Genomic DNA, 20,159 nt, shown 5'->3' on the forward strand with positions numbered 1-20,159 from the left:
GCCACTGTAAATGAACACGCATATCAGCACAAGCCAGCTTAAAGCATGGGAGCGCCCTACCCGCGCTCCTGAAGTCGGCGGCAACAAGACACAGGCCGATGTCGATCTGTGGCGCAAGCTTGTCGACCGCATCATGACGGCCGGCAAAACCTATGGCTGGAACAAGGCCGAAGTCGCACGCCGGATCGGCATGCCGGATGCCACCTTCAGTCAGTATTTTTCCGGCAAGTATGACGGCCGACTGGATACGATGAACGAGAAGGTCAGCCAATGGCTCGACGCGCTCGAAGAGACGGTCAGCCTCGCTGCCACCATCCCGCAGTCGCCGCAGTATATGGCGCTGCGCGGATCGCAGGAAGTGATCGAGACCCTCACCTGGGCGCAGCTTTGCCCGGACCTGGTGATGATTACCCTCGGTGCCGGCCTCGGCAAGACCGAGACGTGCCGTCAGTTCTGCCGCACGCGTCCGCACGCCTATCACGCCACCGTCTCGGAAAACACAAAGACGGTTCACGGCATGCTCGTCGAGCTGGCCGACGAGCTGGATGTCAAGGAGCACAATCCGGCGCGGCTTGCCCGCGCGATCGGCAACAAGATCAAGCGCACCGGAAGCGGTACGCTGCTGATCGTCGATGAAGGACAGCACCTCAATGACGAGGCGCTCAACCAGCTTCGCCATTTTGTCGACGTGTATCAGTGCGGCGTCGCCGTCGTCGGCAATTCCGAGGTTTATAGCCGCTTCACAAAGCACCGCAGCGACCGCTCCTACGCCCAGGTCAAGAGCCGTATCGGCAAGCGGCTCCATCGTGCCGCACCCTACGAGGAAGATTTGGCGACATACATCGCGGCCTGGGGCGTCATCGAGCCCGCTTGCGTCAAGTTCTTGACCGGCATCGGCATGAAAGGCGGCGCGTTTCGCCAGATCGACAAGACCATGCGCATGGCAACGATGGTCGCGATTGGCGAGGGCTCTACCGTCGAACTGAAGCACATCCAGTCGGCCTGGAAGATGCGCGATGTGGAGGACATGGCATGATGTCCGTTGCGCGAGAATTGTTCGCTGTCGCTGATGATCTTCGGCTGAAATCAAATGCTGGCGTCCAATACGACGCGAGCCAACTATCCGACCTTTCCGACTTCCTCGGCTCCATCGCGCGGCTTGCCCGCAATGAAGAAGAGGAGCTGGCCGTCTTCCGCCTCGCGGAAGCCGGTCAACTCGGCCGCGCTGCAGTCAACGAGCTGGCGACTGAAGCGATGGGCAACTTGATGCTCGACCACGGCAAGGTTGTCCGTCCGGATTTCGGGAGGAAGTCGTGATCTGCGACCCGTTCAAACCTTCCACGGCGATCATCGACTTTCGCAAGCGGTTCACCAGGCTGTTTCAGCCTGGCCGGCAGGTGACTGCCTCGGCCTTTGCGGATGCGATCGCCGGCCTCAACACCTGCGTGGAAATGGCGCGCGAGTATGAGGACGAAATGATGGTGCTCGAAAGCATGCTCCTCCTGAACCAGCCCCGCGTCGTTTACGGCGCGGACTTCGTCAGCGAGGCGGTGTCACCAACGCCGCCTCCAGCTCTTCGCCTGGTCGTTTCGAACCGAGGCGAGCGGGCATGAGCAACAAGCCATCCAGGCTGTATTTCTCGGCGAAGGATTTTGCGCGCGAAGTTGCGCCGGAAATTGCCCGGATGCTGAACGACCGCAATTACCGGCCGCCCGCGACCCGCCCCGAAAAGGTGGCCACCGTGCGGCCGGAGGTTCCCAATCTCTCCAGCGCCATCAACGAGGTTCTCAAGGCGACCGATCGACTTGAGGCCGACCAGTACACACGCGGCGAGCACGCCGCCATCCAGCAACTCATTGAGGCTGCCAAGCGCCTGCGGACTGCAGCCCGGCGAAAGTAGGTCAATTATGCAAAGCGTTATAATCGAAGAGCTGCCCGTTCCAGGCATCACCCTCATCAATGGCAAAAGCTACATGGCCGATGCGCGCGGCGGGCTGATGCCGCTCGAAATGGTGAGTGCAGCACACAAGCTGGAAGATGAAACCGTGCGGAAGATCATGGGCTATGCCACGTCTCTCTCCGCACAGATCGCCCGCTTCCGTGGCCACACGATGACCGACCTCGGCGAGTTCGACGCCCTTTTAGCGCAGGAATACCAGACGACGAAGGGGGGCAAGAAGGGCAACCGGACCTATCAGACGTTCGACGGCCTGATGATGGTGAGGGTCCAGGTATCGGATTTCATCGCGTTCGGGCCGCAGCTGCAAATCGGCAAAAAGATCCTCGACGAGCTGATGACCGACTGGTCGGCCGACAGCCGCCCGGAGATCCGCGCGATCATCACCCGCGCCTTCAACACGGACCAGGAAGGCAAGGTGTCGCGTGCGGACATCTACACGCTGTTGCGCCTCCCGATTGAGGACGAGCGCTGGCTTGAAGCGATGCGAGCGATCCGCGATGCCATGCGGGTCGTCGGCAGTAAGGAATATGTCCGCTTCTACCAGCGCGCCAAGGTGACCGACGAATGGCAGGCGGTCACCATCGACTTGGCCAAGGCCTAAGGCGGGGCAAATGAGCGAATTTGCTAAGGCGCGGCATGTCTGCGCGTCAGACGGCCGATACCCTCCGATATTCGCGCTCCAGCCGACGCAAGCCGGCCAGGTAGATTGCGAGATGCTCTTCAATGGTTTGAACTATTGTGAACAAGCCCTCAACGCGATGCGCAATCTGGTCGACTATAAATTCCTGGCTCTTCCGGGCTTGGACCATTGCAAAGATGTCGTCGAAGAGAGTTCTCATCACCATGTCATGGGTGGCCGCTGCGTCAAGCAGACGTTCGAGGCTGTGAGCCGAGTTTCCGTCGAGCAGATCATCTGCCTGATGGAGCTGGGGGCTTCCAAGCAGCGCCAGAAGGCCTCCGGCCTGACGACCAAAGTAGCCATATTCGCGGTACAGATCGACGGCGGCCTCGCCGTCGGCCTTCGCGAGAATTCTTACCAGACTGCCTATGTGCTCTTCGTGTTCGGAAAGAAGATCAACAAACGGATTGATAGCACGGTCGACTTTCAGCCGATCGCTGCGCAGGGACAATTCCATCAAGTCTCGATGCCGTTTGTCAGCTTTCTTGTCTGTCTTCTGCATCGCGCGAACGGTTGCATATGCTGCTCCGACGGCGGCAAAACCCGTAATCAGGGTTTGAAAATCATAGATGGCGTTTCGCCAAGGATTGCCACCTTTCCGGTCGTCCACCGTTGGAGACTCCCCAAAGAGCACCGGCAGGGCCAGTCCAAGACCAACGATAATTGCCAGAGCCCCATACACTCTGCGACGGTTTTTGCTTGTCATCCTCGGTTTTCCCCAAACGCGCTGCAACTCTAGCTATGGAGCGATCTCGTGACTTCTTCAATCGCCGCCATCCACGTCGCCAAGAAGCAGCTCGGCCTAGACGACGATACCTACCGAGCCAAGCTTGCCCGGATCACGGGCAAGCAATCCGCCAAAGAAATGACCGAGGACGAGCGCCAGAAGGTGCTCACGGTTTTCCGCAATGACGGCTTCATGCCCGCGCCGACCGCGCGTCGCGGCGACGGCCGGCAAAAATTGACCGGCAAGTACGCCAAGAAATTGCAGGCGCTCTGGATCGCGGCCTGGAACCTCGGCATCGTTCGCGATCGCGGCGACAGTGCGCTCGTCTCGTTCGTGAAGCGGCAGACGGGCGTCGATCACACGCGGTTCCTGGTCTATGCCGACGATGCCAACCGGGCGATCGAGGCACTCAAGGGCTGGATGCGGCGCGAAGCCGGCGTCTCTTACGGGCACACCAACGGATACGACTGGCTGTCAGCCGATGGCGCGAAGGTCGCCTGGGCGCAGTGGAAAGTCCTGACGCCCGGCGCGAGCCTGATGGTGCGCAAGGGCTTCGATGGGGAAGTCGCCAAGCTGACGGGCAAGGCGATGCTTCAGGAGGTGACGGCGGCCGGATGGCAGAGCGTCATGAACGATTTCGGCGAACGCGTCCGGAAAGACAAGGCGGCCCGGAAATGACCGAGCCGCTCCGCGTATCAGATCATGCAGTGCTGCGTTACCTTGAGCGGGCGCACGGCCTCGATGTCGAAGCCGTCCGCCGTCATATCGGTTCCCGCTGTGCGACTGGCGCGGAGCTGCGGGCGCTCTCGGTTATCGTGGAAAAGGTCAAATTCGTTCTCCAGGAGGGCGTCGTCGTCACCGTGCTGAAGAGCCGGGCGCTGGCCTTCCCGAAAGGCGGCCGCGATGAATGAAGCCCTTCCTCTGTTCGAAACCTCCGAATTGAAGCAGCTTCGAAGCGAGTGTGAAGACCTCGTGAAGAAGCTGCAGCGTGGCGGCCGCGACGCCCGCTCGCGGATCCGCATGGAGCAGAAGCTTGCGCTCGCCAGGGCAAAACAGATCAAGCTTGAGCTGCAGCTCGGCCTCGGGAGGCGCAGTTGACTAGTTCGCTTCCCGGCATCCTCGGCGAGATCGCCGATATCACCGACGCCGAGACGGCGCTGCTCGTGGCACAGAGCCACGGCGGCGTTCGAGTTTCCATCCCGCCCCGCGCGGAAGATGGGCACTGGCTGACGGACCTGCTCGGTTTCGAGATCGCCGATCGTATCTGCAGAGGGCTTGCCGTCGTCGACGCAGACGGCAGGCTGAAGGGCATCCAGCGCGAAGTTCTGCCCCTCGGCCCGGCCTCGGTTTTGAAGTCGGCCCGGCGTCGAGCGGCACATGCGCTCCAGGCCGGCGCCAATCCGAGAGAAGCGGCCCGCATTGCGGGCTTGCATGAGCGGACAATCTATCGCATGAAAGCAGACAGCGACGGCGGGCAAGGCGAGCTGTTCTGATCTTCGCCACGGCTGACACCTGTCAGCCCCTTTCCAGCACCCTCCCATCGCATAGTCCTCCCCATTGAGCGGCCGTTCCGGCTGCTTTTCTGATTGGGGCAATCCATGACTTTCGACCAGTGGCTGAACGCCCGCCTTCGTGTCCACGGCGCCTATGACGGCGTCGTTGACAGCGTCTTCGGGCGCGCGACGATCGCCGCTCTCAAGCGGTTCCAGACGGCAGACGGATTGCAGCCTACCGGCGTTGCCGACGAGGCGACCGTGGACGCGCTGCGCCTCGATCCACAGGGTCGCGTCGTCAAGGTGATACCGGCGCCGAAGATGCCCGATGAACCCGTGTGGATGCGCGAAGCCCGACGGCTCCTGGGCATCAAGGAAATTCCCGGCGCCGCTTCGAACGCGACGATCATCGGCTGGGCAAAGCGGATGAGCGGCTGGATCGCCAGCTTCTTCACCAATGACGATATTGCCTGGTGCGGCCTCTTCGTCGGCAACTGTGTCGCTGTGACACTGCCGGAAGAGAAGCTGCCGGCCAATCCGCTTGGCGCCCTGGAGTGGAACAAGTTCGGTAGCCCGATGGCGGCTCCGGCTCTCGGTGCGATCCTTGTCTTCAAGCGCACCGGCGGCGGCCATGTCGGCTTTTACGCCGGCGAGGACGGCGACTTCTATTGCGTGCTGGGCGGCAACCAGGGCAACAGCGTCAAGCTCTCGATGATCGAAAAGAAGCGCTGTGTCGGCATCCGCTGGCCGCGCACGGCACCGCCGCCGACCGGCGGGCCTGTCCGCGCGAACGCAGGTGGGGTATCCCGCAATGAAGCCTAGCGCTCGGACCAGCTTCAAGCCGGGCTACCGCATGACCAGGCGCTGGAACTGGATCAGCTTCGTGCTCTCCTGGGCGATCCTGCTCACGATCGTCATTGCCGCCATCCGCGGATCACAGGAGGCCGTTGCTTTGGCGCCGGTCTTCGTTCCCAGCCTTTGTGTGATGATCGCCGCCTTGATCGGTATCCACCGCTACACCGGTGCGATGGACTATCAATCGGCGATGTCCACGGCAACGGCGGCCGAAAGCGAGGAGCGCTGATGGAGCCGCTTTCCAAGCCTCTCGCGATCGCCCTTGCCACCGGCGCCCTGCTGCTTGCAGTCGCCAGCCTCGGCTACCTGACCGTCCGCGAAATCCACGCCATGACAGACGAGGCGGCCACCGCGGCCAAGCAACTATCGGATGCCACCTGGACGGCCAGGATCGAGAAGGCCAATGCCGAAGCAAACCAGAAGATCGCTGACCAGGCAAAGGCGGTCATTCAGATCCAGGCGGAGGCGGCCGATCGTGTCAACGCCGCCTCCCAGCAGCTTGAAGAAGTGAGGAAACGAAATGCGGCTTTGCCACATGGCGACGATATTGGTCTTAGCGCTGATCGCGTCCGCCTGCTCCCAGACTGATCCGGCGCCTCCGGTGGTGATCACCAAAACTGTGGCCGTCCAGCTCCCGCCCGAAGCGCGCAAGCCGACCCCGCCGCTTTCGCCGAAGCCTGACCGCGACATGCAGCAGCAGGAGGTTTTGGACAATTGGTCCGCTGACCGCACCGCGCGCAATACCGGCGAATGGCGTCGGGCTGCCTGCGTCGCGGCCGTCGATGCGGTGGGCAGCCGATGAACGGGAACGCCCTCTTTGACCTTGCGGAGATCCGCGCCGAGGAAGAGCGCGAGGCGCAGATCAAACGCGCCACCGCAGCCTTGAAGCAGGCCGGCAGCATCGAATGTGAAGATTGCGGCGGCGAGATCGCCGAGACCCGCCGGCGGGCCATGCCCTCGGCCACACGTTGTCTTGATTGCCAGCAGCGTTTCGAGCGGCGCCTGCAGAGGAGCCGCTGATGGAACTCGAAACCCTGAAATCTTGGTTCGGCTTCTTCGCGCTACTGATCTCTGTCACCACGTCAGCCTGGCACATCATCTCGTCCGGCTCGAAGAAGACCGCCAGCGATCTGAGCGAATTCAAGAAGCAGGACAAGGAGGAGAAGAGCGCTATCCTCTCCGTGCTGCATGCGCTGGAGAAGCGCACTCAGTCGCTTGAGAGCGACATGAAGCACCTGCCGGACGCCAAGGCCGTCATGGAGCTTCAGATCAAGATCGAGCAGCTCTCCGGTCAACTCGGCCGGATGGAGGAAAACCAGAAGGGAATGTCTCGGACCGTCCTGCAGGTGCAGGACTTTCTGATGAAGGGTGCAGCAGCATGAGCGACTTCAACCAATTTCTCACTCTCGACGCTCGGCTGGTGATCCTGCGGGCGCTGAACGAGCAGTCCGATGGGCGGCTGAATGACAGCCTGCTCGCCGACGTCCTCGACACCTACGGCCATCACCGCTCCCGTGATTGGATCAGGCAGCAGCTCCGCCTCCTCGCCGATCTTGGCGCTGTAAAGAATACCGATATCGGGCCGGTCATGGTGGCCGCGATCACCCGCCTTGGTGTCGACCACGTCGAGCGCCGCACGCAGCTCGAAGGCGTCAAGCGCCCGTCGATCGGAGCCTGAGATGCGCAGCCGCCTTTCGGGAATTGAGCTGCTGCCGGAAGAGTGCTCTGAGATCGTCGCCTGGGCAGCGCAGGAGTTGCAGGACCGCGACCGCACCCAGACTGACATTTACGAGGAGTTCCATCAGAAGATGGAGGCTCTGCAGAAGGAATTTCGCGGCGAGCTGGATTTTCGGATACCAAGCTTTTCCGCATTCAATCGCTACAGCATCAAGCTCGCGACACTTTCCAGCCGGCTTAACCAGACGCGCGAAATCGCGGCCACGATTGCCGAGAAGTTCGATGCCAAAGCCTCCGACAATCTCACGCTGATTGCGGCCGAGACGATCAAGACCCTCGTGTTTGAAATGCTGACGGCAGCCGGTGAAGCTGGCGGCAAGCGTATTGACCCGAAGGGCGCCATGTCGCTGGCCAATGCGCTGCGCGCTGCCACCCAGGCGCAGGGCGTATCCTATGCCACCAGGCAGAAGGTCGAAAAGGAATTTGCCGATAACGCGAAGGAAGCTGTTGCGCAGGTTGCCAAGGCTAAGGGCCTGACCGAGGAGACCACGCAGGAAATCCTTTCGAAGATCCTTGGGGTGAAGGGCGAATGACCGCACCGATCACTCAGGAGCAATGGGCCGAGGCCAGGCGCACGGCAACGGCTGTCCTTCCGGGCATCGTCAAGGAACTGGGCCTGCCGAAGGCCCTTCTTTCATATCAGGCCCGCGCGATCGCGATGCTGGAAAGCACCGCATGCCGCGTGCTCTTCATCGAGAAGTCCCGCCGTATAGGCCTGACCTTTGGCTTTGCCGCCTATGCTGCGCTACGTGCCGGCCGCGAAAAGAAGGCCGGCGGCATGGACGTGATGTATATCTCCTATTCGCAGGAGATGACCCGCGAATTCATCGACGCCTGTGCCATGTGGGCGCGGGCTTACTCCGACGCTGCGTTAGCGGTGGATGAGTTCCTGTTCGACGACAGCGACAAGGATGGCGCCCGATCGATCCAGGCGTTCCGCATCCGCTTCGCTTCCGGTTTCGAGATCCTCGCACTCTCCTCCGCGCCGCGCACGCTTCGCGGCAAGCAGGGCGTCGTCATGATCGACGAGGCTGCCTTCGTCGATAGCCTGCCGGAGCTGCTGAAGGCGGCGCTTGCCTTCTTGATGTGGGGCGGCCAGGTCGTTGTTTGCTCGACGCATGACGGCACTGAAAATGAGTTCAATAAGCAAATCCAGGCGATCCTTGCCGGCCGCTCGAAATACAGCCACCTGCGGATCGACTTCAACCAGGCGCTGGAGGAAGGGCTCTACGAGCGCATCTGCCTGGTCAACGGGATCGAGTGGACACCTGAAGGCGAAGCAGCCTGGCGGCAGGAGATCATCGACTTCTACGGTGACGGCGCCGACGAAGAACTGTTCTGTATTCCCACGGCCGGCAGCGGCGCATGGCTTCCGGCGCCACTAATCGAAGCCCGCATGTCGGTGCAGTCTCCGATCATCCGTCTGGAATTGCCGCGTGACTACTTGCATCTGTCCCGGCTTGAACGGGCCATTCATATGGCTTCGGCAATCAGTGATCTCGGAAATGCCCTTAAGCAGCTCGACCGTACCCGCCGCCATGCCTTCGGTTTCGACTTTGCGCGTGTCGCCGACTTGTCGGTGGGCACGCTGCTGTCGATTGACCGGCTGCTGAAGCGCGAAGAGGCCCTGACGCTGGAAATGCGTAACGTTCCCGGAGATGAGCAGAAGCTGCTCACCCGGATGATCCTCGAAAACGCTCCGCGCCTGGTTGGCGCTGCTTTCGATGCGACCGGCATGGGCTGGACCGTCGCCGAAGACGTGGGCCGCATCTTCGGCTTCAGGACGCCCGAATATCCAGGCGGCCTGATCGAGGCGATCAAGTTCTCGACGGACTGGTATCGCTTCCAGATGCCGCCGCTGAAGACAGCGTTCGAAGACGATGCGATTGCCCTCACGAAAGACGATGAGCACCTCACTGATCTGCGCACCGTCAAGGTGATTGCCGGTGTTCCGCGCGTGCCCGAAGCTCGAACAGGCGAAGGTGCAAAAAAGCGGCACGGCGACTTCGCGGTTGCCCTCGCCCTGGCGCACTACGCTAGCCGCCAGCAATGGACGGAATACGATTATCAGTCCGTCTCAAGCCTCGCCGGAAAAAGCGACGATGACGACGCAGATCACGAATATGGGAGGCGGCATTGGTAAGCTCGCGCACTTCGTCCATCCTTGGTCCGGACGGACGGGCCATCATCATTCAGACGCTGTCCGAAGAGGTCGCCACGCCGACCGTCGCCGGCGTGCGCCGCACCCACGAAGAGCGGGTGGCATCCGGGCTGACACCGGAGCGGCTGGGCGCCATGTTGCGTGAGGCGGCCGAGGGTAACGCTCGAAACTACCTCACACTCGCTGAGGAGATGGAAGAGCGCTACCTGCATTATGCGTCTCAGCTGCAGACCCGTCGCCTGGCGCTGGAAGGCATCGATGTGACCATCGAGGCGAATGGCGCTGCGGCCAAGATCGTCGATGCCGTTACCGAGCTCGTGATGGACGACGGTTTTGATGACGCGCTCGGCAATCTGACGGATGGCATCTCGAAAGGCTACGCCGTCGTCGAGATGATGTGGGAATACGAGCGCAAGGCCTTGCGTCCAGTCACCTACATCGAACGCGATCCGCGTTTCTTCCAACTCGATCGTTTGGCGCTACGCGAGCTGCGCCTGGCGGTCGATGGTTCGATTGATGGCGAGGAACTGCCGCAAGCGAAGTTCCTCCGGCACATGCCGCGCACCAAGATGGGCCTGCCCCTTCGCCGTGGCATGGCGCGGCCGGCAGCATGGGCGTATCTGATCCAGCAATTTACCCTGCAGGATTGGGCGGCCTTCTCCGAGGTCTATGGAATGCCGCTGCGCGTCGGCAAGTACAATGCCAACGCCAGCTCGGCCGACAAGCGCACGCTGCTGAAGGCGGTTGCCTCGATCGCCAATGACGCGGCCGCGATCATCCCGCAGGGTATGGACATCGAATTCCACGAAGTCAGCGGCAACAATGGCGCAGCCGTGTTCGGCGGCCTGCTTGAATATATCGATAAGCAGATCTCGAAGCTTGTCGTCGGCCAGACGATGACGTCCGACGACGGCTCTTCGCTCGGCCAGGCGAAGATCCACAATGAGGTACGGTTGGATATTCTGAGGGCCGATGGAAAGCAGCTTGCGCGGACGGCTAACCGCGACCTAATGCGCCCCTTCGTCGATTTGAACTTTGGGCCGCAGGAGCATTACCCGGCAGTGCAACTGCTCGTTCCCGATCCCGAAGACGTCGTGGCGCTCACGGATGCCGTCGCCAAGATGATGCCGTTCGGTCTTCGCGTGAAGCAGGCTGAAATCCGCGAGAAAATCGGCCTGTCCGATCCCGGCGACAATGATGAGCTGCTTGTCGCGACCAACCAGGCAGCGCCAGCGGAAACGAAGAAGCACGATCCGAAATCTGCTCCCGCCGAGGAAGTTCGCAAATCGAAGACCGCAGCACTCTCCGCGATCGTGCTAGATCACAAGCGCGCCTGCCGTTGCGGCGCCTGCACTGCATTGCTTGCCGCCGAGGCCGGCCAACCTGATGCGCTCGACCAGGTGGATGCCCTGTTCGCCTCGGCCGCAACCGATTGGGAGGCGATGGCTCGGCCGATCGTGCAGCCGATCATCGATATCTTGGCCTCTGCAGGCAACTTCGAAGAGGCTTTGAAGCTGATTGAAACCGCTGGGCCAGACGCGTCGAAGATGGCGGAGCGGCTTTCGCGGCTGACCGCGATCGCGCGCGGCATCGGCGACATCGCGGATTGATGCATGGCAGAGTTCCGCAGAGGCTTCACGGCGCCAAAAGAGGTCACCGGATATTTCGACGGAAAGACGCTTAAGCCGGCCTTCTCCTGGCTCGATGTCTGGGGCGAGGAACACGCCTACGCCTTCACCGTTGCCAAGGCCACGGAAGCCGAGGTGCTTTCCGCCTTTCACCGGACAATCGGCGAAGCGATCCGCAGCGGCAAGGGCTTCGAGCGCTGGAAGGAAGATGTCCGGGCCGAGCTTCGCAAACTCGGTTGGTGGGGACCGCGCATGGTCGGCGACCCGACTGGCGAGCAGCCGGATCGCATGGTGGACTTCTCCCGCTCTCGGCGGCTGAAGACGATCTTCTGGTCGAACATCAACTCGGCGCGCGCGGCTGGGCAGTGGGAAAGGGCGCAGCGCACCAAGAAGATTCTGCCCTACATCCTCTATGTCCGGACCACCTCGGCCGATCCCCGGTCGGAGCACCTTGCATTTGTCGGGATCATCCTGCCCGTCGATGATCCGTTCTGGCGGACGCACTGGCCACCGAATGGCTGGGGCTGCAAATGCCAAGTGCGGCAGATATCGGCAAGGGAGGCTGAAAACCTGCTCGGCCGCGCGCCGAAAGACGGCGGGATCATCTATCGCAGCTCGCCGCCCGATCTCGGTCCGGACCTGCAGCATCGGAATCGCCGGACCGGCGAGCTGACGATGGTGCCGCCCGGCATCGATCCCGGTTGGCAGACGAATGCCGGTCTTGCGCGGGCGACGACGCTGATCGAGAACCTTGAAGAGCGCTTAGCCACGACGCCGACCGCCACTGCCACCGCGATCCTGACGGACCTTTGGAGCGATCCTTATCTGCAGCTTGCACCGCGCCTAGAGCCGAAGGTTTGGCTTCCCGCCGGCGTCTCTGATCGGCTTGCCGAAGATCTCGGCGCCAAATCACCCGTCGTGTCGATCACCGGCGCGGCGATAGCCGATCGCATCGAGCGCCACAGAATGTCGATCGAGGACTTTTCATTCCTGCCCGAGATCCTCGATCAGGCTCTTGTTATGCCCGATCGGAAGGGCAGTGACCGTGGCCGCACGCTTTACCGGATGATCGGGAAGGCCTTTTGGCGGGCCTTCGTCAACGTCTCGGAAAACGGCTATCTGCGCGTCAACTCTCTGCACCAGAAGAACCGCAAAGAGGTGAAGGCCGAGTTCGATCGGCTTGGAAAAGATTGGCCGTTTGGAGAGTGAAGCGCGGCAGGGAGGGACCGCTTCCCGGCCTGTCCGGGCTCCCTCCAATGGGCATCTAGGCCACCGGGCTTCGCTGCCGCGTAGGACGTTAGATACACGTAATCGGTTGCAACGGCAATTGTCCGAAGCTTCCGTCACGAAGCGGCAGGGGCTGGGCGGCTTAAGGACCGCCGCTGCGGTCGCGAGGTCTATCCGTTTGCTATGGCCGCAGCGGTCGCTACTAGCGTATTTTTGTGGGTTTGGAAGATCGTCTCGCCGGTTTGCGATCTTGTATCTGGTGAAGTCAACAATGTGTAAAGGGTGATACCCTGAGAGGGTCGGCCAAGAAGTCTCAGCGCCAGCGTTTCTAACGCCGTTTGCGTAGATGACGAGATATGAGCGGAGTAGTTTCTCATGGTCCTGAGATCGTCCAACAACGAGTAGACGCTGTCGAGATGTGGCCTGAACGGAGCTCCATTCTGAAAGAAAATGTCTACGATCTTCATCATGTTCTGATGATTACCGTAGTCAAAGTAGCGATTGATGCCAATTATCATCCGCTTAGCGGCTGGTGCATCCGGCGGAGAAGCGTATTTACTTAGGGCATTCCCGTTCAGTGGGGGCACGCCACTTAGAAAAGCCGCGAGCGCATCCTCCAAGAAGGTCTCCCACGCGATGTACATATTCAGGAACGCCGCGACCGTGATCTGCTGCCGGTCGATTTCAGGCAGCAGAGGTTGTCCGTTCCCTGGAAGGGTTTGATGCGCGTTCGCGATCAGACTTTCGCACTGAGCAACCGCGTTGTTGAAGTGATTTAGTGCAGTCTGAACAGGCATAGCTTCAGGCCATTAGCGACAGCAGAAACCTTGCTCTGCCCTCACGCACCGACTGATCGGTGGTCGCACGGCGGCTGTTTTGCAAGAACTCACGCTCTTCTATCGCTAACTCCCCTGTATCCTCCACGGCAAACAATTCCTCGACTCGCTCGAGCCCGTTGCGTGCGATCTCAATGGCCGATTCCGTCTCTATGTTAATTCGCGGCTGGGCGAAGCCAGGCAAACCAAAAAGACAATGTGCTACGGCGTTAAACAGAGAATAGAAGAGGAACGGCCGACTAAACTCGGATCCTGAGAGTCCCTCGGGAAAAATCTTGCTTATTGTTGCTACAACGCGATCAAACCTCGCTTCGAGATCGGTCACGTCAACCGTAAAGGTGCGTTCGTACTGCTTGTAGTAGCCACGCACCCTCTTCTTTCCGCGGATGCCTTCCAGGAGCGATATAAGCAAATCCGCTACAAGGTTGACCTCCGCCATTCGCAGGATCTGGCGAGGAGTGAGAACGGTATTCTTCACCCAGTAGTCATTGTATTTGCGACCAATGTTATCGGCTAGGATTTTAAATGGGCCGAAATGCTCGGCGTTCAGTTTTTCCTGCTCATTCAAGATGACGGCATATGAATTCAGTCGACTAAAAATATCCAGCACTTCCGAATCCGGCAAGTTAATGAGCAGGTCGACCGAGATTTCATAAGAAAGCACCTGGGCTTGAACATCCTCCGGTAACTGACTGAACCGGGTACCGCCAAACTCGGGATTTTGCGCGCGGCTAATAACAAAGCCATCTTTCACAAATGACAGGATACTGCGTAGCCGCTGCTGCCCGTCCACAACCTCGCGAATCGAGGTTCTAGTCGTGACGTTGAGTTTTTGCCGAATGAAGAATTTAGGGATGGGCTTACCTCGGATGATGGTGTCCATCAGAAAGCTCTTCGCCTTATCGCTCCAAACTGGACGGCGCTGAAACGTTGGATTTAACTCAAGCTGCCCCTGCTTTTCCCAATCGACAAAATCGTTGATGCTGTATGTGCGCGAGTCAAAGCTCTTCATTTTTTTTCCATGTGAGTGGCCGACGCACTATAGCGCCGAAATTGTTGACATCTATTGAACAGTCCCAAGCATCCTGAGCAGTGTTTTTGACTGAGCTTGTGCTGCCTCCCGACCTGCATCGTCGAGCATGTCCGGTCCGCAAAAATGCTTCAAATTTGTTGCGTCCGTCTGATCAAGCTCAAGGTGACCCGACGCGATGATCACATGGCGCCAAGCACACCCGAGGACGCGATTTTCTACGATCGCCGCACTGCACCCGGTGCTCAGACAGAACGACACGTTTCGTTGACCCTGGTAATTGCCCTCAATGGCATTCGCATACTGCTGACCCCAAACGGTCCGGGTGTATTCGCAGTTGCCTACGTCATCACTCACGCTACAGCTCGCCACCGGATTGAGATAGTCCTCGGCAGGCGGCCATTCGACGGCTTCGGCCAGGCTGACGCATCCGCAGGCGAACAGAGCTGCCAGAACAAACTTCATCGTACCCCTCCGATGTGGCTTTCAGCGCGACCATAGAAACGGCCACAGACGCGCGCAAGTGGGCTCGGACGGCCGGTTGTCCGTCTCCGACTCGAAAAACGCGCGTACGGGCTTTGAAAGGCCTTTGATTTTGACGCGTGCGCTGTATGTTGGGCGACGATGCGGTCGAATTAGCCCGAGGGGCTAATTGTTGGCTGACAACTGTCAGCCCTGAGGCCGCTGATTGATCTGGCAAATATTGCCTTATGATCAATCGCACCGCAACCACCCTCCTGATTTCTTGTTTGGCCGCCTCGGCGACTGTTGAGGCCGAAGCTCTCGCCATGACCTCAGTCACGGCGATCGACGTCTTTGCCGCCGATGCAAATGCGGCTGCCGCCAAGACCGGTCCGGAGTGGATTAAGCTCACACCGCGAGGTGCCTTCAACAGTCGTGACGGCCGCTCCTTTATCGTCGAGCCTGAATTGCTCGTCGAGCGCTTCAATGCCGACAAGGTTGCCGTCCCTCTCGATCTCGACCACTCCACCGTTAAGAAGGCGATGTTTGGCGAGACCGCTCCGGCGGTTGCCTGGATCGAGGAGCTGCAGGCACGGCCGGAAGGTCTTTTTGGCCGCGTCAACTGGCTTCAACCGGGCCTCGACGTGCTCACCGCTCGTTCTCACCGCTACATCTCACCGTCCTTGAAGACCGACGAAACCGGCAAGGCCGTCTGGCTGCACTCGGCAGCCCTGGTCGCCGCGCCTGGAATTTCCATGCCGGCCGTCGCGTCGGCCGATCTCAACGTCAAGAAGGAAACCACCATGCTGAAGGCAATCGCCCAAGCTCTCAATCTCACGCCGGAAGCCAGCGAGGCAGCCTGCCTATCGGCGATCGGCGATCTCGCCAAGCGCATCGACCCGAAGGTTCACGAGCAGACGCTCGCCACGCTTTCCGCCACGACCAACGAACTGAACACGCTCAAAGCGGCACAGCGCAAGGAGAAGGTCGATACCCTGCTTGAGGGCGCATTAACGGCCAAGAAGATTTCGCCCGCCCAGCGTGAAAGCTACGAGGCGCTCTGCGCTTCCGATGACGGCCTGGCACAGGTGACGAAGCTGATCGAAACGCTCGGCGCCGGTCTTCAGGCTTCCGGCCTGGACAACAAGACGCCTCCGGACACGAAGATCTACACGCTGTCGGCCGAGGACCGGGACATCATGAAGCAGCTCGGCCTCACCGAAGAGGAGTTCCGCAAGGCCAACGGCCTTCCGGCCGCCGCCACCTAATCCACCAACCAACCGCCGGAGACGTCAATGACGGCAATGTCGCAGGCCCGCCCGATCGTCGAGATCGAGGGCAAATTCACGAGCGCCCCGATGAAGGGCGCAACCACCATTCTCCAGGGCGCGCTCGTCGTCACCGAGAATAGCCTCGCAGTGCCAGGCAAGACGGCCGTAGGCCTGACGGTACTCGGTATTGCCGAAGAGACCATCGTCAATTCCGGCACCGACGGCGCAAAGAAGGTGAACGCCCGTCGCGGCACCTTCAAGTTCTTCAATCTCGCAGCGGACGCGATCGTCGCCGGCGACGTCGGCAAGGATTGCTATCTGGTCGACGATCAGACGGTGGCGAAGACCAACGGAACCAACACTCGCTCCATGGCGGGCAAGATCATCAACGTCGAGAGCGACGGCGTCTTCGTCAAAGTCGGCTGACGTTTTCCAACATTAAGGGCAACCAATATGACGCGTGTCATTACTCCTGATCTTCTCGCGGCCGCACAGCGCGGTTTCAAGACCTCGTTCCAGAAGGGCTTTGCCGGCATAACCGCGATGTACGCCAGCGTCGCCACCATAGTTCCTTCCAACTCTTCCGAGGAAACCTACGGCTGGCTGGGCGATATCCCCAAGCTGCGCGAATGGATCGGCGATCGTCACGTCAAGGCGCTATCCTCGAAGGGCTACTCGATCAAGAACCGCAAATTCGAAGGCACGATCTCTGTTTCCCGTGACGACATCGAGGACGACAAGCTCGGCCTCTACGGCACGCGCTTCGAAATGCTCGGCAATTCGGCAGCCACACATCCTGACGAGATCACTTTCGAGCTGATCAATGCCGGCTTCACGACGCTCTGCTACGACGGCCAGAATTTCTTCGACACCGATCACCCGGTCGGCAAGCCCGGCGCCGAGGCCTCGGTTTCGAACATGCAGACTGGTGCGGGTGCGACGTGGATCCTCGTCGACCTTTCCCGCCCACTGAAGCCCTTCATCTTCCAGAAGCGCCGCGACTACAGTTTCGTCGCCAAGGAAGACGGCAAGACCTCGGACCATGTCTTCATGAAGGACGAATACCTCTACGGCACGGATGCGCGTGTCGCGGCTGGTTTCGGCTTCTGGCAGATGGCCTTCGGCTCCAAGGCTGCGCTGACTGCGGAAAACCTGAAGGCGGCTTATGAGGCCATGACCAGCTTCAAGGATGATGAAGGCCGGCCCCTCGGCATCAAACCGACGCATATCATCGTTGGCTCGACCAACGTCTTCGAAGCGCGCGAACTGCTCATTGCCGAACAGATCGCTGGAACGACGAACACGTTGCGCAACCTCGTGCAAATTATCGAAGCGCCGCTTCTCCAGTAATCCGCTGCGACCCTTTGACAACGCCGGCGGCACTCCTCCTCCCAGCCGCCGGCGGTTCTTCGACAAGCAGCATTACCCCTGCTTTTCCGAGAACCGCCAAGGAGACGAACATGGCTAAGGCACCTACGAGTTCCACCGAAAAGACCAGACGCGTCCCGAAGATCGTCGTCAGCGCTCCTGGCGGACCGCGCCGCCGCGCCGGCTACGGCTTTGGCCCGGCTGAGACGAGTTTCACCGAAGAGCAGCTCGGTGAAGCCGGCGAGACGCTGATCGAGGCCTGGCGTGCCGATCCATTGCTGAAGGTCGACGTGCGTATCGACGAAGAGTCCGAGCAGGAAACCGGCAACAACGACAGCCAATAACCCCCAGCGCAAAGCAACCGGCGGGGCGGCGATCTGGCCGCCCCGCACTGCACCTGGAGAGATCATGCCCGCCTTTGCCACGATCGCCGATATCGAAGCCCGTTTTCCCAGCGAGCTGCTGCTTGTTGCCGCCAACGAAGAGACGGGCCTTCGCGATGACGTGCGCATCGGCCACGGGCTGGACGATGCCTCGACCGAGATCCGCGCCATCCTCGCCGCTCGTTATTCTGCGGCCGATCTCGCCGCACTCGATGAGACCTCGCTGGCCGTCCTGAAGGTCTACTGCATCGACATCGCCTTCTACCGGATCGCGCTCTCCTTCAGCCGCTCGACCGACAACATCAAGGAACGCTACGACCAGGCGATCAAGCGGCTTGAAGCGATCGCTTCCGGCAAGGGCGCGCTCACCACCACCAATAGCGGCGCCGGTCCGGTCGAGGACGGTGGCGACGTCGGACAGAACGAAGTGATCCTCGAAGCGCCGGAGCGCGTCTTCACCAGGGCGAGGCTTGGGCGGATATGAACGGGATTTCGATCACCGTCGACGCAACCGATCTCGACGGCATCTTGAAGAAGCTTCGGCCGCTCTTCGATTTCGACGGCAACGAGCTGATGAGCGCAATCGGCGCACTCGGTGAGAGCCAGACGCGCCGGCGCCTGACCGACGAAAAGACAGCACCAGATGGCACGCCATGGGCTCCGAACATCGAAGGTACCTCGATCCTCACGAAAACCGGCGAGCACCTGCTTGGCTCGATCGCCTGGACGGCGTCGGCCGACGAAGCTGAATGGGGTGCAGCCTGGGAATACGCTCATGTCCACCAGGACGGCATGACCATCGTCCCGAAGAACGGCGAGCTGCTCGTGTTCACGATCGCCGGCCAGACGGTGAAGGCCAAGAAGGTCGAGATCCCGGCCCGCCCGTTCATCGGCATGTCCTCCAGCAACGCTGAAGAGATGATGGACGTCATCACCGACGCATTCGGGTTCCTGCAATGATCCAGCCGACACCGCTCGCCCAGCTCTTGGCATCGAATCCCGTGGCGGAAACCCATGAGGCTATCGTCGAAACGCTGAAAACCCTTCTGCCGGGCGTCAATGTCATTCGCCATCCCGGCAAGGTTGATATCGCCGAGCTGGTCCAGAAGACGATTGTCAATGCGCCCGGCATCGGCGTCGGCTGGAGCCGCGTCCGCCCGGCCATGCTGGCTGACGGTTCCTATTCCGTCGCCGTCGACTGGACGGTCTATATCGTCGCCGAGGCCAAACCGATCGCGAACCGGCGCGTCGAGAAGGAAGCCGTCGCCATGGCGATCGGCGGCCAGGTCCTGAAGATCCTCGCCGACTTCCGCACCTCGACCTGGGGGCGCACCGGCGTGGTGCCAATCACCTCGGAAAGCCCGGTACCGGAGCTGAAGCCGCTCTTTACCGTCAAGAACGAAAGCCAGGGCACCGTCTATTACACGGTGAGCTGGACACAGCTGATCGTCGATATCGGTGCCAGCATCTTCCCGCAGCCGGCCGGTACCGTCGATTTCGAAAGCGGCGCGATCAACTGGCCGGCCCAGCAGGACATCGCCGATATGGCGCCATGGATCCCTGGCATGGAGGTCGACGATGCGTGATGCCGTCGCTACCGAATTCCGCCGCCTGCGCATCCAGCTCGACCGAGCCGAGCGCCGCATCGCAACCGGCCGTCTTTCTGGCAAGGTCGCCCAGGTCGATCCGCAGAAGCGCCTTCTGCGTCTGAAGATCGGCACGAGCAGTTCCGGCGAGGACATCCTGTCTCCATGGGTACGGTGGCAGGAAGCTGCTGCCGGCGGCCTTCGCATTCATTCCGAGCCCGCGATCGGTGAGCAAATGGACCTCGTCAGCCGATCGGGAACAGTCGGCGACCTCTCGATCGCGGTGCCTGCCACCTACGATAAAGACAACCAGGCACCGTCGGCCTCCTCCGACACGGCCGTCTTCGAGCGCGGCGCCGGTCGCCTGGAGATCGGCGCCGATGGCATTCTCCTGAAGGGACCGGTCAAGGTCGAAGGGCCGGTCGAGATCGAGGGCGATCGCCTTCGCCACAACAGCCGCAATGTCGGCAGCACCCACGTTCACGGCGGCGTCGAAAGAGGCGGCGCCAACACAGACGTCCCATCCAACTGAGGAAGAGCCATGGCCAAAACGCCCAAGACATCTACCGCAATGGTCGACCCCGTCACCACCACCGACCGCGTCACCTATGACATCACCGAAACGGCGCCACCGTTCATCGCGGGTCAGCGCGTCGGCGATCGCAAAGAGATCGAATTGACCGAGGACCAGGCACGCAACGAGCTACTCTCCGGTCATATCCGCCCAAAGAGCACTGCGAAGAACGCTTGAAACGG

33 protein-coding genes are annotated in these 20,159 nt (G+C 60.8%); 29 read left to right on the top strand and 4 right to left on the bottom strand.

What is annotated here, in order from left to right; genetic code table 11:
• The first annotated feature begins 10 nt into the window (after window positions 1-10).
• The 5 genes from AM571_RS16415 to AM571_RS16435 are packed head-to-tail and all read left to right on the top strand — an operon-like array spanning window position 11 to window position 2,561.
• Window positions 11-1,036 carry an AAA family ATPase gene (locus tag AM571_RS16415; protein WP_074062319.1) on the top strand — a complete coding sequence of 342 codons (1,026 nt, stop codon included), beginning with the start codon at window positions 11-13 and terminating at the stop codon, window positions 1,034-1,036.
• Window positions 1,036-1,317 carry a hypothetical protein gene (locus AM571_RS16420; RefSeq protein ID WP_196776289.1) on the top strand — a complete coding sequence of 94 codons (282 nt, stop codon included), beginning with the start codon at window positions 1,036-1,038 and terminating at the stop codon, window positions 1,315-1,317. Before AM571_RS16415 ends, AM571_RS16420 begins: the two co-directional genes overlap by 1 nt.
• Entirely contained in the window at window positions 1,314-1,613 is a 300-nt protein-coding gene (locus AM571_RS16425; protein ID WP_074062321.1) for a hypothetical protein, read from the top strand. Before AM571_RS16420 ends, AM571_RS16425 begins: the two co-directional genes overlap by 4 nt.
• Window positions 1,610-1,900: a hypothetical protein gene (locus AM571_RS16430; RefSeq protein WP_074062322.1), complete on the top strand. Its 291-nt coding sequence runs from the start codon at window positions 1,610-1,612 to the stop codon at window positions 1,898-1,900. The genes AM571_RS16425 and AM571_RS16430 overlap by 4 nt, the downstream gene beginning before the upstream one ends.
• A 7-nt stretch (window positions 1,901-1,907) precedes the next feature.
• A complete protein-coding gene (locus tag AM571_RS16435; protein ID WP_074062323.1) occupies window positions 1,908-2,561 on the top strand; it encodes a DUF3164 family protein in 654 nt (217 codons plus the stop codon).
• A gap of 46 nt (window positions 2,562-2,607) precedes the next feature.
• On the opposite strand, the gene AM571_RS16440 is transcribed toward AM571_RS16435, so the two are convergent.
• Window positions 2,608-3,372 carry a hypothetical protein gene (locus AM571_RS16440; RefSeq protein WP_155774466.1) on the bottom strand — a complete coding sequence of 255 codons (765 nt, stop codon included), beginning with the start codon at window positions 3,370-3,372 and terminating at the stop codon, window positions 2,608-2,610.
• Between the two features lie 21 nt (window positions 3,373-3,393).
• Between AM571_RS16440 and AM571_RS16445 the strand changes: the two genes are divergently transcribed.
• From AM571_RS16445 to AM571_RS16515, 15 genes are all read left to right on the top strand, one after another.
• On the top strand, window positions 3,394-4,044 hold the full coding sequence (locus AM571_RS16445) for a gp16 family protein (protein ID WP_074062325.1): 651 nt from the start codon (window positions 3,394-3,396) through the stop codon (window positions 4,042-4,044).
• Window positions 4,041-4,277: a hypothetical protein gene (locus AM571_RS16450; protein WP_074062326.1), complete on the top strand. Its 237-nt coding sequence runs from the start codon at window positions 4,041-4,043 to the stop codon at window positions 4,275-4,277. Before AM571_RS16445 ends, AM571_RS16450 begins: the two co-directional genes overlap by 4 nt.
• A complete protein-coding gene (locus tag AM571_RS16455) occupies window positions 4,270-4,464 on the top strand; it encodes a hypothetical protein (protein WP_074062327.1) in 195 nt (64 codons plus the stop codon). The genes AM571_RS16450 and AM571_RS16455 overlap by 8 nt, the downstream gene beginning before the upstream one ends.
• Window positions 4,461-4,859 (top strand): hypothetical protein, encoded by a 399-nt coding sequence (locus AM571_RS16460; RefSeq protein WP_074062328.1) that lies wholly within the window; start codon window positions 4,461-4,463, stop codon window positions 4,857-4,859. Before AM571_RS16455 ends, AM571_RS16460 begins: the two co-directional genes overlap by 4 nt.
• 105 nt (window positions 4,860-4,964) lie before the next feature.
• Entirely contained in the window at window positions 4,965-5,681 is a 717-nt protein-coding gene (locus AM571_RS16465) for a TIGR02594 family protein (RefSeq protein WP_074062329.1), read from the top strand.
• Window positions 5,671-5,943 (top strand): hypothetical protein, encoded by a 273-nt coding sequence (locus tag AM571_RS16470; protein ID WP_074062330.1) that lies wholly within the window; start codon window positions 5,671-5,673, stop codon window positions 5,941-5,943. Before AM571_RS16465 ends, AM571_RS16470 begins: the two co-directional genes overlap by 11 nt.
• The gene (locus AM571_RS16475; protein ID WP_074062331.1) at window positions 5,943-6,302 is read left to right on the top strand and encodes a hypothetical protein; all 360 of its coding nucleotides are present in this window, start codon (window positions 5,943-5,945) and stop codon (window positions 6,300-6,302) included. Before AM571_RS16470 ends, AM571_RS16475 begins: the two co-directional genes overlap by 1 nt.
• Window positions 6,303-6,315: 13 nt before the next feature.
• Entirely contained in the window at window positions 6,316-6,516 is a 201-nt protein-coding gene (locus AM571_RS16480; protein WP_081377109.1) for a hypothetical protein, read from the top strand.
• Window positions 6,513-6,734, top strand: a complete 222-nt coding sequence (locus tag AM571_RS16485) for a TraR/DksA C4-type zinc finger protein (RefSeq protein ID WP_074062332.1) — start codon at window positions 6,513-6,515, stop codon at window positions 6,732-6,734. Before AM571_RS16480 ends, AM571_RS16485 begins: the two co-directional genes overlap by 4 nt.
• Complete coding sequence (locus AM571_RS16490; RefSeq protein ID WP_074062333.1) at window positions 6,734-7,096, top strand: DUF2730 family protein; 363 nt, start codon at window positions 6,734-6,736, stop codon at window positions 7,094-7,096. The genes AM571_RS16485 and AM571_RS16490 overlap by 1 nt, the downstream gene beginning before the upstream one ends.
• Entirely contained in the window at window positions 7,093-7,392 is a 300-nt protein-coding gene (locus tag AM571_RS16495; protein ID WP_074062334.1) for a hypothetical protein, read from the top strand. Before AM571_RS16490 ends, AM571_RS16495 begins: the two co-directional genes overlap by 4 nt.
• 1 nt (window position 7,393) lies before the next feature.
• Entirely contained in the window at window positions 7,394-7,984 is a 591-nt protein-coding gene (locus AM571_RS16500; protein WP_074062335.1) for a DUF3486 family protein, read from the top strand.
• Window positions 7,981-9,594 (top strand): hypothetical protein, encoded by a 1,614-nt coding sequence (locus AM571_RS16505; protein ID WP_074062336.1) that lies wholly within the window; start codon window positions 7,981-7,983, stop codon window positions 9,592-9,594. Before AM571_RS16500 ends, AM571_RS16505 begins: the two co-directional genes overlap by 4 nt.
• Entirely contained in the window at window positions 9,588-11,222 is a 1,635-nt protein-coding gene (locus AM571_RS16510) for a DUF935 domain-containing protein (protein WP_081377110.1), read from the top strand. Before AM571_RS16505 ends, AM571_RS16510 begins: the two co-directional genes overlap by 7 nt.
• Window positions 11,223-11,225: 3 nt before the next feature.
• Window positions 11,226-12,449, top strand: coding sequence for a phage minor head protein (locus AM571_RS16515; RefSeq protein ID WP_074062337.1), 1,224 nt, complete (start codon window positions 11,226-11,228; stop codon window positions 12,447-12,449).
• Window positions 12,450-12,637: 188 nt separating this feature from the next.
• On the opposite strand, the gene AM571_RS16520 is transcribed toward AM571_RS16515, so the two are convergent.
• Genes AM571_RS16520 through AM571_RS16530 form a run of 3 tightly spaced genes read right to left on the bottom strand, consistent with a single transcriptional unit; the run spans window position 12,638 to window position 14,798 of the window.
• The gene (locus AM571_RS16520) at window positions 12,638-13,264 is read right to left on the bottom strand and encodes a hypothetical protein (RefSeq protein WP_074062338.1); all 627 of its coding nucleotides are present in this window, start codon (window positions 13,262-13,264) and stop codon (window positions 12,638-12,640) included.
• Between the two features lie 4 nt (window positions 13,265-13,268).
• Window positions 13,269-14,315 carry a GmrSD restriction endonuclease domain-containing protein gene (locus tag AM571_RS16525; protein ID WP_074062339.1) on the bottom strand — a complete coding sequence of 349 codons (1,047 nt, stop codon included), beginning with the start codon at window positions 14,313-14,315 and terminating at the stop codon, window positions 13,269-13,271.
• A 51-nt stretch (window positions 14,316-14,366) separates the two neighbouring features.
• Entirely contained in the window at window positions 14,367-14,798 is a 432-nt protein-coding gene (locus AM571_RS16530) for a hypothetical protein (protein ID WP_074062340.1), read from the bottom strand.
• Between the two features lie 323 nt (window positions 14,799-15,121).
• Between AM571_RS16530 and AM571_RS16535 the strand changes: the two genes are divergently transcribed.
• From AM571_RS16535 to AM571_RS16575, 9 genes are all read left to right on the top strand, one after another.
• Window positions 15,122-16,063, top strand: coding sequence for a phage protease (locus AM571_RS16535; RefSeq protein ID WP_196776290.1), 942 nt, complete (start codon window positions 15,122-15,124; stop codon window positions 16,061-16,063).
• 27 nt (window positions 16,064-16,090) lie between these two features.
• Entirely contained in the window at window positions 16,091-16,492 is a 402-nt protein-coding gene (locus AM571_RS16540; protein WP_074062342.1) for a hypothetical protein, read from the top strand.
• A gap of 27 nt (window positions 16,493-16,519) precedes the next feature.
• Window positions 16,520-17,416 carry a Mu-like prophage major head subunit gpT family protein gene (locus AM571_RS16545; RefSeq protein ID WP_074062343.1) on the top strand — a complete coding sequence of 299 codons (897 nt, stop codon included), beginning with the start codon at window positions 16,520-16,522 and terminating at the stop codon, window positions 17,414-17,416.
• Window positions 17,417-17,526: 110 nt separating this feature from the next.
• The gene (locus tag AM571_RS16550) at window positions 17,527-17,778 is read left to right on the top strand and encodes a hypothetical protein (RefSeq protein ID WP_074062344.1); all 252 of its coding nucleotides are present in this window, start codon (window positions 17,527-17,529) and stop codon (window positions 17,776-17,778) included.
• 64 nt (window positions 17,779-17,842) lie between these two features.
• Window positions 17,843-18,301: a gp436 family protein gene (locus AM571_RS16555; protein ID WP_074062345.1), complete on the top strand. Its 459-nt coding sequence runs from the start codon at window positions 17,843-17,845 to the stop codon at window positions 18,299-18,301.
• On the top strand, window positions 18,298-18,777 hold the full coding sequence (locus tag AM571_RS16560) for a phage virion morphogenesis protein (protein WP_074062346.1): 480 nt from the start codon (window positions 18,298-18,300) through the stop codon (window positions 18,775-18,777). The genes AM571_RS16555 and AM571_RS16560 overlap by 4 nt, the downstream gene beginning before the upstream one ends.
• Window positions 18,774-19,403, top strand: a complete 630-nt coding sequence (locus tag AM571_RS16565; RefSeq protein ID WP_074062347.1) for a hypothetical protein — start codon at window positions 18,774-18,776, stop codon at window positions 19,401-19,403. Before AM571_RS16560 ends, AM571_RS16565 begins: the two co-directional genes overlap by 4 nt.
• Window positions 19,396-19,935 carry a phage baseplate assembly protein V gene (locus AM571_RS16570; protein WP_074062348.1) on the top strand — a complete coding sequence of 180 codons (540 nt, stop codon included), beginning with the start codon at window positions 19,396-19,398 and terminating at the stop codon, window positions 19,933-19,935. Before AM571_RS16565 ends, AM571_RS16570 begins: the two co-directional genes overlap by 8 nt.
• 9 nt (window positions 19,936-19,944) lie before the next feature.
• Complete coding sequence (locus AM571_RS16575; protein WP_074062349.1) at window positions 19,945-20,154, top strand: hypothetical protein; 210 nt, start codon at window positions 19,945-19,947, stop codon at window positions 20,152-20,154.
• The last annotated feature ends 5 nt before the right edge of the window (window positions 20,155-20,159 follow it).

The organism is Rhizobium etli 8C-3 (genome assembly GCF_001908375.1).
Taxonomy (GTDB): Bacteria; Pseudomonadota; Alphaproteobacteria; order Rhizobiales; family Rhizobiaceae; genus Rhizobium; species Rhizobium etli_B.